We start from the raw sequence: 15,444 nt of genomic DNA, 5'->3' as shown, positions 1-15,444 counted from the left end.
CAATTAATATTCAGTAGTGGGTTGAATTAAACCAGCAAGTTTTAGAGCTTCATAACCAGAAATTTGATGTGCAGTACCGATAGTTACAATCTCTATTAAAGTAGTAGCATTATTAGCTGTTTCTCTTGTGATTAGCTGTGGTTTATTTGTGATTTTTCTTCTAGGCGAAGAAGTTTTGAGTGGAAGAGTTTCTGGAATAGCTGCTGCCAACGAGGTTGATTCAGTTATCTCTCCTTGTTGTTCAAGCGAGGTCGCAACAAGTAGATTATGATCTACAGACTTCGTTGTAGATGCCTTTAAACAGTTAAGATAATCCACCTTTTGAACAGTAGATATTGCCTCTTGAAAGAAAGTACCCAGTTCAATGGGATGAACATCTTCAAAACCTTGAAGCTGCTGTGTCATACCAGTTTTTAAAGCATTGAGTACTGGATTAACCAGGCGTAAACTATCACGAGCTACCGATTGAATAATTGCCTTGGTAATAACTTCCTTCCCGGTAGTAATCGCTCGCAGTTGTGCCAGGACATAAACTTTTACTGCCAAGTCTGTAATACCTTGTGTAACTTCATAAAGAACTTGGCTAAACGTAGGTGTGAGCGGGCAAAGCTTTTGAACATATTGATAACGCCACAGCGATTCAATAAATAACTGCCAAATTTCATCATTTGCCATCCTGTCCCAAATTAGATCCCCTTGACCAGTGCCACGACGGGAGGAGCGAAACTCACCACTCAAAACCGACCAAGCTTTGTAAGTTCCAACTAAAATAACTGGTACGCCAATAGTGTTAACCAACTGGACAAAAAAGTTGAGCATGAGACTTGCTCCTCCACTTTTGGCAGAACTTAAGTGTTGGATTTCGTCAATTACCAGCGCCCCCAAACAATGTAAGGAAGCGACACGTGCCATTAATGGAATGAGTGCATCTACGTTGGGTCGCCCTTTCTGATAGTTTTTGTAATATTGTGTTCCTAATAAGTCATCTACAGCTTGAAAAAAGTTCAGGCATAAACCACGAATCGAACCATCAAAAGGACAATCCAATTTGAGCCACACTAATTGCTGGTGGGTAAAATCTCGATTCCGGTAATGATTGTGAATAATGACTTGGGGATAGAGTGAAAGAATTGACTCGACCGAGACGGTTTTACCCACTCCACTCATACCGATAATGGTAAAACCATTTGCAGTTGAGCGTCCTAGATGGGAAACACTTCCTTCTTGGCTTAATGACATCACTCCCTGGTTTAAGTTACCCCAAAAGCTAGGGCGCTGGGGATTGCGAGCCTGGTATCCGGTGCGAATCAAACGTGAAAACCTCTGTTCTAAATCGAGGTGAACCGGGAGCGGTGCAAAAAATTGTAGAGCACTTTGAATCAAATGGACGCGTAGGTGAGATGGCCAAGTCCGTTGAACTGGGTCATAACTGGGATAGTGTGCCAGCTTAGTCAGTGCTTCTTCGCTTGTGAGAATTTTTGGTAAAGCTTCAATGAGCGGATTATCCTGATAGTTAGGGATCTGCGGGTCTTTGTAAGTTGCTATCTCCAAACGCCCTTTACCTACTAATAAGGATGGTTGTGCTGATAGTTCAGGGTTCATCGTTCCAAGATTCCTCTCTAAGACGACGTAGCAGGTCTAAAGGTTGTGGGGGTGGCACATACTCTTCATTGGTTTTCTCTGATAGGGAACTGTTGTTTTGAGGCTCTGTGACTCCTAGCTGCCAAGCCAAATCGGAACGTTCCTGCTCCCGCTCAGTGCGCCGAGTTTCCCGAATACCTTGAATTCGGCTCTGTTTGCTGGTTGAACTTTGGTGTAATTCAGAATGTTGTACAGCTTCACTAACAAGCTGTTCTACTTGAGCGTGAAAAGTGGCAGTTGTTTGAAGAGAACGACTGTTTTCGGCTGCCATTGCCAGTTTTTTTTCTGCCCAATAGTCAATCGCCTCATGCCAATCACGACCGCTAAAGGTTTTTGAACATGGTAGTAGGTGACAAGTTACTATTTGGTTATTATTATTTAGCCGTAAATAAATTTGCTCAAGTTGACGAGGGTCATAAGCAACTTTGACTTTCCAACTCCCTTGCACTCTAGCTTTGACAAACCACTGTTGCTGTAGCGCCAAATCGCAGGTGTAGAGTAATTTGTGACAGCGGATACCCTTTGGAGTAACGGTCGCCTCGGCGGAGGGTAATAAATGCAAGCGCATCATGTCGGTGCTACTTGTGCGTAAATGACCAACGCGATTGCGGACACCCCAATGCCAAAGGTCAACTGGGTATGGTTCAACTGCATCATTAATCATAAATTCGTCCATCTGATATCCCTGAAGACGATGATGCTGATTATGGTCAAGGATGCAGAGAATCATTAGCTTTCGGAATTGATGCAGGTCTAAAACTGCATCAAGCCGATAGTCTCTATCTCCTCGCGAACGTTTGTGGTGGACAGCCCCTGGCAGAAAGCGAATCAATTTATCATTACAAGTGCGGAAATGCCTTTCGACAATGGCTTTCCAATCTGGTCGGTAGGGAGGCGTATTAGCTACTCGGATGTTAAGTGCGTTGACTAGGTTATCGGCGTTATAACCTTCAAATTCACCTCGATCTGCTAAGATGGCTTCTGGACAATGACGGCTTGGCCAATCTGCCGAATTAATTTCAATACCAAACTCGTGACAAAATGCTACTTTGTCTGCCGTAGCATTTTCTAGTGCTAGCATTGCTCCCAACCAACTTGGCCCTTCAAGGCTAACGCTAAACCCGCTAATCAGTCGGCTGAATACATCAATCACCAAATAGATCACAGGTCGCCCAATGATACGATGGCGATTCAAGGAACTCACTAAATAAACATCCCCAATAGTGGCATCAATTTGGTATAACGAACCAGGGCCAAATGCCATTTGTGTTGAATCACCCAGCAATGCCCGATGCTGTAAATTGAACTCTCGTTGCCCCAAGCGAGATTGAAGTGTCTTGCTCAGGTCTTGATTCTTGAAATACCAATAACGAAACTGCCTATAAGTTGGTAATTCTTCAGCAGGTGGCAGTATCGGTACCCACACCTGATTGTGCAGTTCATATCCTTGATGAAAAAACTTGAAGAGCGTCAGTTGATAAGCGTCTTTTAGGGTTCTCCCAGTAGCATTTTCGTAAAATAAGCTAATTCCTCGGCGAAACCGTTCTCGCATCTCAACATCAATATTTACTCCCTGATGTTGATTTGTGATCTGAGCTAATTTGCCGGGGCGTCCCCGTTTTTGCTCCCCACATTGCCTTTCCTTGGCTTTACCACCGCACTGGTCAAAGCGAGGAAGAAGAGCATTTTTGTTCTGTCCCCCTTGCCAGTACTGGCGCAAATATTTGTAAATTGTCCTTTTCGTGCATCCTTTTTGTGCCATCATCGCCAAGATTAGAGCACCGTGTTCTTTTGGTATAAAGACTCGCTCATCAGATACACAGTTGCCAATAATCGTCCAAGCTTTATCTCGATGCTGTCTATAATGTACTGGAATTTCCAACTCTGAAAGTGCTGAAAAGCGTAGGAATCTATTTCTAAAATACGCAGTTTACTTGTAACTAAAGCTTCTAAATATCAACCATTCTCTGCCATATGGGTAAAGCTTTTGTACTACACATTTCAATAGTTACAACCCAGTTACCTGCTGGCTCTATCCATAACAATCGTTCAATTTTAGGTGGTGTCAAGCCGACCCATTCTAATAGCTGATTTACATACAAATTCATCCCATTTTTCCTACTTTATTCGTTGTTTAATTATCAAGGCTTGAGCAATACTAATGGTTCTTGAGGTTGAATGGGCTGGTTAATGTCAAAATCCCATGTTCTGTTAGCAAGTAAATAACGAGCAACGCTTAAGCTAGTTCCTGGAATAAATCCCAGCAAATCATCACTCTGAGCCGTAATCTCTGCTAAAGATTGACGGCTGTATCTAATTTTTTCAGTTAGGATCTTATTAATACGGTTGATCTCCCACTTACTCATATCTTTGAGATCTGTTCTTGAGCCAAAGGGATGTAACCAAGCAACATTTTTTACCAGTGATTTGGGAATTTCTCGTTCAGTGACGATTCCCCAATTAATTCCTCTTCTTTGCCAGTAGCGACGCTCAATTTCTAGTTTTTCTAATTTGCGTTTTGATTGGAGATCCCAAGCGTATTTAAGCGTGCGAGCTTGCTCGACAATTTCTAGACTAGAATTAGTACTAATAACAAAATCAGTTGTCATAATAATTGGATTATCTGTACCGGGAATTGTGGGATACCGAAAACCACACTCCTCAGCTATACTTTGTGTTTCTGTTAATGGTAATAGTGGATACTGCTCTCGGATATCATTAACTATTAATGACCATTCAAGTACGTAAAAATAACTTAACTCTAGTTCACTGAGTAAGTGATGTATGCGCTGGGTTTTCCATCCTTTAATCCGACTACAAGTACCAGTTGATGCTACATCTTGGATAGTCAACCACGGCTTGTAATTAACGCCTCTGCCCTGACCACGACCTTCTTTAATGCGTTCTTCTATGATTTCTGGCGTTACAGATCTTTTACGTTTAGCCATTTTTTTGCTGAAAGATAATTTCAACGAACGGCTGCTAGCCCTAAAACTGAACGAGACTTAATCTTTTAGGCACTAGCCATTATTCTCAAACTTGATAAGTTTGTCAAACTGACAAACTGACTGTAACATAAATTTGTCAAGCTGACACAAAAACCGCATACTATGGCTGGAAAGCTCTTCAAGCTCTTACTGAAGACTTTATCTGTAGGAATAGTGTGAGCTGTTGTGGAACTAAAGGATTTTTTAGCCAAGTACCCTGAGACCACCCGTAATGACTTGGCAACCATCTGCAACTGTTCACTACCTACCGTAACCCATTGGTTTGTTGAGGGAAATAGTCGCCGACAACTCAAGGAAGAACACAAACTGTGTTTGGCTATCGCTGACTATGTTTGGTCTCGCGATTTGGCAGAACCAGAACATTTTCATGTTCTCAGGCAAATCAGACGCAAACAAGTCGCACGTTTGCACCGCTAATTTTTTGTCATTTTGACTATTGATTATTGTTGACCACTGAAGTTCTGCTTTTCAGATGACTATGTGCATAGTCGAACACATACCCTGGGTATTGCTTTCTTGCAAAGGGGCAACTACCACAGCCATAATTTGATGTCGAAAATAAATTATCTTTGGGAAGCTCTTGTGTTCGACAAGCCTGATGTTAAAACTCTACAAAGCGCCAGCTTTTACTTATACTCACGCGCGAGTATACAACTTTATTGTCCAGTATACGACTTTATTGTTTAGTATACGACTTTATTGTTTCTATACACCTGTTCGTCAAATATGCTCAGAAATAGCCAGCAAAAGCATTGCCTTCACTGGCAGTTAACTAAGATACCTGAATTCTGCTACCTCATTTATCTCCCTATTACCTAAGTTTGGTAGAGCGAACTTAGGTTAACCGCAGTTGAGTTCAATGAATTATTCTTCAGTTCAACTAATTATTCTTCAGTTCAACTAACTTTTCTCCTTTTACACCTTTAATTTCTGGAGATGTTTATTATTCCACCGTTACCGATTTGGCGAGGTTCCTTGGCTGGTCAACATCCAAACCGCGACGCGCAGCAATATGATAAGACAACAATTGTAAAGGAATTACAGTTAAAACAGGTGAAAGTAACTCATTAACTTGTGGGACTGGTAATAACTCATCAAAAGTTTCTGCCGCTTCCTTGTCGTCCATTGCAATAACACCAATCAAGCGAGAATCTCTTGCCTTAGCTTCTTGAGCATTAGATAAAGTCTTTTCATAAACTTTACCAGGCATGGCGATCGCAACTACAGGAACTTTAGCATCTAACAAAGCAATTGGTCCATGTTTCAGTTCTCCAGAAGGATAACCTTCCGCATGAATATAGCTAATTTCCTTTAATTTCAAAGCCCCTTCTAAAGCAATTGGATAATTAATTCCCCGCCCCACAAAAATAAAATCTGTAGTCTCCGTAAATTCGTGCGCTAACTCCTCAATGTAACGCTCTTGACTTTCCAAAATAATTTCAATTTGTGCCGGAAGTTGCCTTAACTCCGTAATAATTTCCTCAATTTGAACATTTGACAAAGTTTTGCGATGATAAGCTAAATCTAAAGCCAAGAAATAAAACGCCATCAATTGAGCGATAAAAGATTTAGTAGCAGCAACCCCAATTTCAATTCCTGCTCTAGTATCAATTAAATCAGGCACAATACTAGCCAAAGAACTATCAACACGATTGGTAATTCCTAATAATTTCGCTTGATACTTAGCTGGTTGATTTTCACGACGCTCTTTTACCATAGCTAAAGCAGCTAAAGTATCTGCTGTTTCTCCAGATTGAGTAATCCCAATAGTTAAAGTATTAGCAGTTATTGGTGGTGGAGAATAGCGAAATTCTGAAGCATATTCAATATTTGTATGTATTTGCGCTAATTCTTGCAGTAAATATTTACCCACTAATCCCGCGTGCCAACTTGTACCACAAGCAACAATCTGAATATGTTCTAGATCAGAATAAAGTTCTGTGGGTATTCCTAAATTAATCGGTGATTGATCGGAATCAGGATTCCACTGATGATTCAGATAAGCTTCTAAACAAGTCCGCACAACTCCTGGTTGCTCGTAAATTTCCTTAACCATGAAGTGGCGGAAACCTTGTTTTTCTACCAAGATAGGATTCCAGTTGAGGGTGCGGGGAGTTTTCTTGAGGCGATCGCCCGCAAAGTTGTAAACTTCTACTCCTAGAGGTGTGAGTCTAGCTAATTCCCCATTTTCCAACGGCAACACAGCACGAGTATATTGCACAATTGCTGGAGTATCCGAAGCACAGAAAAACTCACCTTGCCCAAACCCAATAACTAAAGGTGCTTGCTGACGTACCACAATCAACTCATCAGGGAAATCAGCAGAAATAACTGCTATAGCAAAAGCACCCTTGAGTTTCATCACAGCTTGGCGCACTGCTTCTAGCAATAGCGAAGGTATGTGAGCATGAGCAGGTGCGGGGGGATTGGAGAAAAATTCTGCTATTAAGTGGGGGATGACTTCTGTATCGGTTTCTGAGAGAAATTCGTGTCCTAGCTTTTTGAGTTCCTCGCGCAACTCACGGTAATTTTCAATAATCCCATTTTGAACTACAGCTATGCGTTTTTTCGTATCAGTATGGGGATGGGCATTATGTTCCTCTGGTTTACCATGAGTTGCCCAGCGAGTGTGTCCTATACCAAGCTGCGCTGGATTTGCCTGCATTTCCAACTTTTCCCGCAGGTTACGCAACTTGCCTTTAGCACGAACGCGATCGAGTTCACCTTCCGACACCAAGGCTATTCCCGCAGAATCGTAGCCTCGGTACTCTAATTTTTCTAAACCTGCAAGCATGATCTCCGTAGCTGCTTGAGTGCCGATATAGCCAACAATTCCGCACATAGAACACACTTCCCCTTAACGCTGGATAATTTTACAATGACTTGCTCAAAGCTAATCGCGATCGCAAAATTCGTCAATCATCCTTTGTTTATATCCTGTAATTCTTTCATTAAAAAAAAAGAGGAAGCCATTAGCCTCCTCTATAACTTTGCACCCAAGGGATATTGAAAAGCAAATAAAACAAATAACTTTGTTTAAGGGCGCTTGCTATTAGCTCTCTCCAATTGAGATTAGAGAGGAATTCTGACCATTTTATTAGTAAGCCAGACCCATACTGCGAGTTGTTTCTGCGCCCAGGTAAACTCGGATGCTGAGGAAGTCTGTAGGACAAGCAGTTTCACACCGCTTGCAACCTACACAGTCTTCTGTCCGAGGCGAAGAAGCAATTTGCGCTGCCTTACAGCCATCCCAAGGAACCATTTCCAGAACGTCAGTAGGGCAAGCACGTACACACTGAGTGCAACCAATGCAGGTATCGTAGATTTTGACTGTATGAGACATCTCTTAAAAACTCCAAACGAGTGTTCTCTTGTATTTAAGACCAGAATTCAGGCTTAGTTTACCGCAGGTACTGAACCCAGATTGCATACCCGCTACATAACTTTAAAGTTTTTAATATCTTGGGAGCTTTTTCCTGATCATTAAGGGTGGTCATGCGCCCGTTGGGAGAGGGGCAGAGGGGCAGAGGGGCAGAGGAGATAAATAATTAAAATTACCTTTACTGTTGTAATATTGCCGCTTTGTGGATCATTCCTTGGCGATTACTCCCTCATTTCGACCTCCATCACCAGATCATTTAAATATTTTTTAAAAAGCCAGCAGCGATCGCACCCAGAATAGACACCCCAAAAATTAACCGATACCAGATAAATACCCAAGTACTCTGGGTTTGCAAAAAGCGCAGTAACCACGCGATCGCAACATAAGAAAAAAAGCCTGCTGAAATCACCCCAACAATAATGGGAACTAACCCTGCACCGTCTAAACCTGCTTTAAACACATCTTTGAGTTCTACTAACCCAGCTAGGGTAATTGCTGGAATACCTAATAAAAATGAGAATCTGGCAGCCGTAGCGCGTTCTAAACCCATAAATAACCCTGCGGTGAGGGTAGAACCAGATCTCGATACTCCTGGAATTAATGCCATTGCTTGGGCTAAACCCATTAATACCCCATCGAGGATGCCCAATTGCTCAAAATTTCGCTTACGCTTACCGAACTTTTCGGCAACTCCCAACAATAGCGACATGAAAATCGAGGCGATCGCGATCGCACCTAAACTTCTTAATGGTGAGTTATCAAAATCAGGGATAAATTTCTTAATTAACAGTCCAAAGAAAACAATCGGTATTGTTCCTAAAATAATCCCTGCTGCGATGCGAAAGTCATCGGACTGATAATCTTTTTGGGCGATCGCACGTAAACTACCTGTAGTAATTTGAACTAAGTCACCCCAAAAAAACCACAAAACTGCTGCAATACTGCCCAATTGAATCACCGCAGTAAAACCAACACCAGGATCTCCCCAACCTAAGACTACTGGTACTACCTTTAAATGAGCAGAACTGCTGATCGGCAAAAACTCTGTTAACCCTTGCACTAAACCGAGAATTAACGCCTGAAAAATATTAACCTGCGCCGTCGTCGCTGTGGTTGCTGGCTCAAGCCCTTGCTGGGTAAAGCCTGCCTCTGCTGTCGCTAATGTTAATAAAGTACTAGCTGTGCCTATACCCATTAGTCTAAGCAAGCGATGTGGCGATCGGATCATATTTTCCTCCAAATAATTCACTCCCAAACCATAACCAATGTTCCAACAATATTGGCTCATTTACGCAAAATCATCAGGCTTCTTCTAGAAATGTGCCAGAGGTATAGCTGTAGCCAGATAGGTTTGGACATTCTTTATTTTCAGGACTTACCCCCTCTCATGCTTAAAACCTAGATCCCCCCTGCCCTTAAAAAGGGGGAAGCTCAAAGTCCCCCTTTTTAAGGGGGATTTAGGGGGATCTTTTCGCCACTCACTAGAAAATTAAGCTAAGATTAAAACAATCCCCAGGGGGGGGATAAACCTGTGTTATCTTGAGATATCTTAAAGATAAGTAAAGAAACTTTACAAAAATAAGAATATTTTGTTTAACGATACCTGCAATACTACTAAATCTCCTACATCTGGCTTCCCAACCGAGCCAGTAAAAAATCTCTTTCTCATTTCTGAGTGGGAAACTGATATTAGTAAATATTGGTGGGCGTTTGGCGCAGCCTGCTTTCTAGTTTCCGTGCCAGTATTTGTCCAAGCGCCATTGGTGCGAGAACTGCCACTGCTGAGTTTAGTATTAACAGCAGCTTGGGTATGGTTAGGGTTACTACTAATAAAACGTCCAGCTACTCAGTTGTGGGGAGACTTGCTGCTAGGGTTTAGTTGGAGTTGGCTGGCTGGTTCACTTTATTGGGGATGGTTGCGTTGGGAACCATTAATTCACTTACCAGTAGAAGCGATTGGTTTACCATTTGTTTTATGGTTTCTGTGGCGCGGGTGGGGAAAAGTTGGGAACTTTTTTTACCTTGGCTCATTGTTTGGTACAGCAGTTACAGATTTATATTTTTATATAGCTGGTGTGATTCCCCACTGGCGGGAACTGATGCAAGTTGATCCAGCTTTAGCGACACCAATATTACAGAATGCGATCGCACTTGTGCGAACCCCCTGGGGGGTATCTTGGGCTGGTATTTTAGTCAGCCTATTATTAAGTGTTGGTATTTGGTCGTTAGGTACAAAGCAAATCCACTGGTGGGCATTTTCTGGTGCTGTCTTAAGTACAATTTTGGTAGATAGCTTGTTTTTAGTAGCAGCATCTCTGGCTTAGATATCATCCAAACTCTCTAGCTCCCTCCCCTTGATAAGGGGAGGGTTGGGGTGGGGTTAAATATATTTATTTATGCAAGAAGTCCATTAAACAGCAGCAACTTTTTGTTGCAGACTTTGGTGATTCTTCTGCAACAATTCAGTGATAGCAGAACTAGGAAGAGGTTTACTAAAGTAGTAACCTTGAATTTCGTCACAACCTTTTATTTTTAAGTATTCAAACTGTTCTTGTGTTTCTACACCTTCAGCAGTGATATGTAAGTTTAAATCCTTTGCCAAATTGATAATTGTGTTGGTAACTGCTGCATCCTCTTGGTTAACAACAACGTTATTTACAAAAGAACGGTCTATTTTAAGAATGTCAATTGGAAAACGTCTTAAGTAATTTAATGAGGAGAAACCTGTGCCAAAATCATCTAATGCTAGGGTAATTCCCATTTCATGTAATTCTTGTAAAACCTTAATGGAATGTTCCACATTTTCCATGATTAGGCTTTCTGTAACTTCAAGTTCTAGATCGTCAACAGATAAGTTGGTTTCTGCTAATATTTGAGCAACTAGATCGACAAGATTTGGTTGCGCTAATTGACGAGCAGATAAATTGACGGCTACCCGTAGCGGTGGTAGTCCTGCTTCCTTCCACAAGCGATTTTGATTACAGGCAGTGCGTAATACCCATTCTCCGATGGGAATAATTAAACCATTAGCTTCTGCAATTGGAATAAATTTAACTGGAGAAACAAAACCTAATTGAGGATTTTGCCAACGTATTAGTGCTTCTGCTCCGAGAATTTTACCGGAATTAGCATCAACTCGTGGTTGATAATGCAATTGCAATTCATTACGTTCTAGTGCATAACGCAATTGAGTTTCTAAAACTAACCGTTCTTGTAACTGAGCATTCATTTCAGTTCCAAAAAACTGATAAGAATTGGGTGCGCGGCGTTTAGCTTCATCTACTGCTGTATGGGCATTTTGCAATAGTTGGTCAACGTTATTTCCATCAAAGGGATAAACTGTAATCCCAAGATTAGCTTGGATGTGTAACTGATTTCCTTGTATAGATATAGGTAATGCAAACTCACGTAGGAGAGACTGACAGAAGGGAATAGCTTCTTCTGAAGTAGTTAAGTCAGGAAGTGCGATCGCAAATTCATTACTATTAAGATGACATAACAAATCAGTGCGACCAACATAAGCATTTAATTTTTGGGCAACTATTCTCAGTAGTTGATTACTAACATCGCTGCCTAAAGCATTGTTGATTTCTCGGAAGTTAGGCAAGTGTAAACAAATGACACCTAACAAGCGATTTTTTCCTTCAGCGTTTGATAAAGCTTGTTGGAGACGATCTGTAAATAAGACTCGATTTGGCAAACCTGTCAGATTATCATAATTAGTCAAGTGTTCAATTACTTGATCGAGTTTGTTAAGTGTTTGTACTGTATCTGCCATCAAAGTGCCGACTTCATCAGTATATTGAGTTGGCAGAGAGGGAAGTTGCTTTTGGTTGTAATATTTCCGCAGTGCCGAAGATGTCAAAATTACAGGTGCTAAAAGTTTATGTAATACATAGAGAGTAATACCTGTGCCTACTAAAGTTGCTACCAGCGCAATTGCCAGTACACGGACAGTCATATCTAGGGAAAATGAATTTGAAATTAGAAAATGTAGTAATAGAGATAAAAGTGGTACGTGCGTTCCTAAAAAGGCAACCAACATGATTTTGCCTTTGTAGGTTTTCGGATGGGGCAACTCAGATAGAAACGAGTATAATCCCAAATTTTGATTAGTTTTTCTTATCATATATTTCCTTTAATTAATCTGTCCTCGTGCAGGTCAACATTTATTGACAAATTCTTGCAAGTACGCAAAACAGATACCTACGTAATTATGTATACTGGCTACTATTGAGGAAAAATACCACCGTAAAATTACCTAACCTTCCTTAGTATCATCACTCAAGTAGGAATTTTTCCATAATATTTTTTAATACTGATGTTGATTTGTAACTAAAATCACACTTTCGAGGATTTTTTTAAGTGAATTTATGTTTACTATCAAGCCAAAACTAAAACTTGAATAGGACTTACGAAAAATAACAAGCGGGCAAGATGCCCGCACTACTTATGTGGTTATGGCAAGTTAATTTACCTTATATGTAGTGTGACCATCTTGGTCACGTTTTTTCTGTGTAAGTCCTGATCAAATACTATCGCTGATACTGGTGAAGTTAAATTCCTTCACTCTTACTCCTGGTACAACTTTGCTACCATAACGCTCTACGCTACTAATAGCATCAATGTCTCGCAACATCTCTGGTAAATTTTGATTAAAGCGCAAGTTTTTAATTGGATAAGCAATTTTTCCATCTTCAATCCAAAAAGTACCATCGCGAGTCATTCCCGTAACTTCTAAGGTTTTGGGATTAATAAAACGTACATACCAAGCACGACTAACTAATATTCCTCGTTCAGTTTGGCTAACTAAATCATTAAGACTTTGATCTGAGCCTTGCATTACAATTGGAAGTAAATAACCTGTTGGTAATGTGTTTTGCTGTTCCGCCCAGTAACGACTGTAGGAAAGAGTTTTAGGGATACCGTTTTTAATTACTTCTAAGTAGTGATTACTTAACCCATCACTAAAGAAATTACTTGTTTGTAATAAAGGATGCGCTGGGTCGCGGTTGACTTGTACTAATGGGCTAAATATTTGTTCACCCAAACGGTTGCCACTTGCATCACTGCGAGACATAAATGAACGACCTTCATCGGCAGCGCGTGCATCTAAATTCCAAATTACCCAGGTTAATAAATCGCCAAAGGCGGCGCTGTCAAAAATTACGGGATATTTACCTGGAGAAACTTCGCGAGGATGGCGTGATGCAAAGGCGCGTTTAATTATTTGTTCGGTTAATGATGTAATAGGTAATTGATCTATTGCCCAAGCTGTGCGTTGACTCCAGCTTGAACCATCATCAATGCGGGCGGTAAAACTAAAATTAGCTTCGGTTCCTTGGTTAACAGCTTGTAAACCTTGAGAATTACCGATGCAACGTAGAGATGTGCTTGTGCTGAGGGTTCCTGAACCTTCTACTCCTGAAGAGGCACTTAATTCACATACTCGCTGAATAATTTCTCCTCTTGCTAGAGGTGAGAGTGATGCTGTGGCGACATCAAAGGCGGGGGTGCGTTGTTCGTATGTTTGAGGTTCTAGAAGTGGAACCCATTCTGGGTCTTCTGGGGCAATACGGGCGAGGTCTTCAGAACGTTGTAGAGTAGATGCGACCGCATCATTATCAAACTCGGTGGTAGATGCAGATGCGCTTCTAGTACCAAAGTAGCTGGTAATGGTGAGATTAAATTCGCTACGACTAATGTTTTGACTTATTTGATTTTCAGAATAACGGCTAAGAGCATCTTCTCCTGTATTTAAGCTGACAAATACGCCTTCAGCTTGGGATTTTTTGATGACATTATCTACTAAGGATAAGGCTTGATCTTGAGTTATTAATTGGTTTTTTGTGAGAATCATAATTTTTTTTTTAACGCAAAGGGCGCAAAGGTATATATAAACTTAACGTTTCCCGCTCCCTCTTCTCCCCTCTCTCCTCCCTGTTCCCTATGTCATTTTGTGCCGCCAATTTGAATATCGCGCACACGCACAGGTACGCATCCATGTGTCATCTGGGCAATTTGCATTGGTTCTCCTTTCCCACAGATATCTGTTCCCCATTGTTCCTTCTCGGAAACTCCACCAATTGCATCTACACTGTTCCAAAAATCTGTAGTCATGGAATGATAAGTTACATCTTTTAGCATTCCGACTATTTTGCCTTTTTCAATTTTCCAGAAAGCATCGCCACCAAACTGAAAGTTACGGCGTTGTTGATCGATTGAATAACTACCAATACCATCAATTAAAATGCCTTCTTCTGTATCGGCAATCATTTCTGCTAAGGTGGCGGTGTGGCTACCTTTTTCTGCGCCTGGTTCTAATCCTAAATTGGGAATGCGTACCATTGGAACTGAGTTCCAACTATCAGCATAAGCACAACCGTTACTATCAGGACGACCTAAACGATATGCGGTTTCGCGGTCGGTGAGATAATCTACAAGAATGCCATCTTTAACTACATACCAGTCTTGTGCGGGTACGCCTTCATCGTCATAACCTACAGTAGCGCGTCCCTTGGGTTGAGTGCGATCGCATTTAAAATTTACCCAAGGTGCAGCATATTGTAGTTTCCCTAATTTATCTGTAGTCGCAAAGCTTGTCCCTGCAAAGTTAGCTTCGTAACCATACACCCGATCTAATTCCGTAGGATGACCAACTGATTCGTGAATAGTTAAATATAGATTACTTGGCTTTAAAATTAAGTTTGTTTTAATACCAGAGGGACTTTTAGGTGCGTGGACTTTTTCAATTGCTTCTTGTGCAACTCGGTCTACTTGTGCAAATAAATCTGCTGGATTAATATGTTCGTAGCCTATATTTAAAGGTGGACGCTCGTAGCTGCGACTTTGAGCATCGCCATTTGCGATCGCAGTACATCCAAAACCTGGATAACTTCTATCTTGAATGGAGCCAGAGGACTCCCACTACACCCGTAGGGTTAGTGGCGAGATGAATGGCGACCAAACTATATAAATTGAGCGAAGCGAATCCTTATTCCGGTGTCGCTTGTTGCTCGACATATTTTTTTAATTGTTCAATTGTAGCACCTCCACAACTAGCTACAAAATAAGAACCAGTCCAGAAATAGGGTTTGTTATAGAAATATTTTGAGGCTAACCAGGGATATTCTTTACGGATTAATCTGCTGCCAACTGTTTTTAAGTTCCCGATTAATGTGGATAATGGTATATCTGGCTTATAGTCAATCAACAAATGAACATGATCTGACTCTCCCTTAAATTCTAGTAGTTCTGATTCCCACTTATTTAAGGTTTGTTTTAAGATTTCTAGAGAGCCGTGTTAAGATTTCGGCATTAATTGCACGTCTACGATATTTTACCACGAGAACAACGTGAGCGTTAAGTTTGTAAACAGACCTAAAACCGTGATGATATGAGGTTGACATCTTT

The 15,444-nt window shown here is 41.1% G+C and carries 11 protein-coding genes and 2 pseudogenes; 2 read left to right on the top strand and 11 right to left on the bottom strand.

The features are described from left to right. Window positions 1-3: 3 nt before the first annotated feature. The 4 genes from CRI9333_RS01320 to CRI9333_RS01310 all read right to left on the bottom strand — a co-directional run bounded on the left by CRI9333_RS01320 (window position 4) and on the right by CRI9333_RS01310 (window position 4,589). Window positions 4-1,602 (bottom strand): ATP-binding protein, encoded by a 1,599-nt coding sequence (locus CRI9333_RS01320; RefSeq protein ID WP_015201399.1) that lies wholly within the window; start codon window positions 1,600-1,602, stop codon window positions 4-6. Then, window positions 1,592-3,523 (bottom strand): Mu transposase C-terminal domain-containing protein, encoded by a 1,932-nt coding sequence (locus CRI9333_RS01315; protein ID WP_051035311.1) that lies wholly within the window; start codon window positions 3,521-3,523, stop codon window positions 1,592-1,594. Before CRI9333_RS01315 ends, CRI9333_RS01320 begins: the two co-directional genes overlap by 11 nt. A 67-nt stretch (window positions 3,524-3,590) precedes the next feature. Further along, window positions 3,591-3,749, bottom strand: coding sequence for a hypothetical protein (locus CRI9333_RS26360; protein WP_157462222.1), 159 nt, complete (start codon window positions 3,747-3,749; stop codon window positions 3,591-3,593). 33 nt (window positions 3,750-3,782) lie between these two features. After that, window positions 3,783-4,589, bottom strand: coding sequence for a heteromeric transposase endonuclease subunit TnsA (locus tag CRI9333_RS01310; protein ID WP_015201398.1), 807 nt, complete (start codon window positions 4,587-4,589; stop codon window positions 3,783-3,785). Between the two features lie 225 nt (window positions 4,590-4,814). On the opposite strand from CRI9333_RS01310, the gene CRI9333_RS01305 reads away from it, so the two are divergent. Next, window positions 4,815-5,066, top strand: coding sequence for a hypothetical protein (locus CRI9333_RS01305; protein ID WP_015201397.1), 252 nt, complete (start codon window positions 4,815-4,817; stop codon window positions 5,064-5,066). A 526-nt stretch (window positions 5,067-5,592) separates the two neighbouring features. Here the strand turns inward: CRI9333_RS01305 and glmS are convergent. The 3 genes from glmS to CRI9333_RS01290 form a co-directional block, all read right to left on the bottom strand. Next, window positions 5,593-7,491: a glutamine--fructose-6-phosphate transaminase (isomerizing) gene (glmS, locus tag CRI9333_RS01300; protein ID WP_015201396.1), complete on the bottom strand. Its 1,899-nt coding sequence runs from the start codon at window positions 7,489-7,491 to the stop codon at window positions 5,593-5,595. Between the two features lie 255 nt (window positions 7,492-7,746). Continuing rightward, window positions 7,747-7,992 (bottom strand): photosystem I iron-sulfur center protein PsaC, encoded by a 246-nt coding sequence (gene psaC, locus CRI9333_RS01295; RefSeq protein ID WP_012411495.1) that lies wholly within the window; start codon window positions 7,990-7,992, stop codon window positions 7,747-7,749. Between the two features lie 295 nt (window positions 7,993-8,287). Beyond that, on the bottom strand, window positions 8,288-9,259 hold the full coding sequence (locus CRI9333_RS01290) for an undecaprenyl-diphosphate phosphatase (protein WP_015201395.1): 972 nt from the start codon (window positions 9,257-9,259) through the stop codon (window positions 8,288-8,290). A gap of 361 nt (window positions 9,260-9,620) precedes the next feature. Between CRI9333_RS01290 and CRI9333_RS01285 the strand changes: the two genes are divergently transcribed. Further along, complete coding sequence (locus CRI9333_RS01285) at window positions 9,621-10,355, top strand: DUF3120 domain-containing protein (protein ID WP_015201394.1); 735 nt, start codon at window positions 9,621-9,623, stop codon at window positions 10,353-10,355. A gap of 86 nt (window positions 10,356-10,441) precedes the next feature. On the opposite strand, the gene CRI9333_RS01280 is transcribed toward CRI9333_RS01285, so the two are convergent. The 4 genes and pseudogenes from CRI9333_RS01280 to tnpA all read right to left on the bottom strand — a co-directional run bounded on the left by CRI9333_RS01280 (window position 10,442) and on the right by tnpA (window position 15,440). Further along, the gene (locus CRI9333_RS01280; protein WP_015201393.1) at window positions 10,442-12,160 is read right to left on the bottom strand and encodes a putative bifunctional diguanylate cyclase/phosphodiesterase; all 1,719 of its coding nucleotides are present in this window, start codon (window positions 12,158-12,160) and stop codon (window positions 10,442-10,444) included. A gap of 399 nt (window positions 12,161-12,559) precedes the next feature. Continuing rightward, window positions 12,560-13,891 carry a TldD/PmbA family protein gene (locus CRI9333_RS01275; protein WP_015201392.1) on the bottom strand — a complete coding sequence of 444 codons (1,332 nt, stop codon included), beginning with the start codon at window positions 13,889-13,891 and terminating at the stop codon, window positions 12,560-12,562. A gap of 92 nt (window positions 13,892-13,983) precedes the next feature. Next, window positions 13,984-14,931: pseudogene (locus CRI9333_RS01270) on the bottom strand (TldD/PmbA family protein); the annotation flags it as partial. Window positions 14,932-15,025: 94 nt separating this feature from the next. Then, a pseudogene (gene tnpA / locus CRI9333_RS01265) lies at window positions 15,026-15,440 on the bottom strand (IS200/IS605 family transposase). Between the last annotated feature and the right edge of the window lie 4 nt (window positions 15,441-15,444).

The sequence above is a fragment of the Crinalium epipsammum PCC 9333 genome (assembly GCF_000317495.1).
In the GTDB taxonomy this organism is placed as follows: Bacteria; Cyanobacteriota; Cyanobacteriia; order Cyanobacteriales; family PCC-9333; genus Crinalium; species Crinalium epipsammum.
This window is presented reverse-complemented; position numbering and strand designations above follow the sequence as displayed.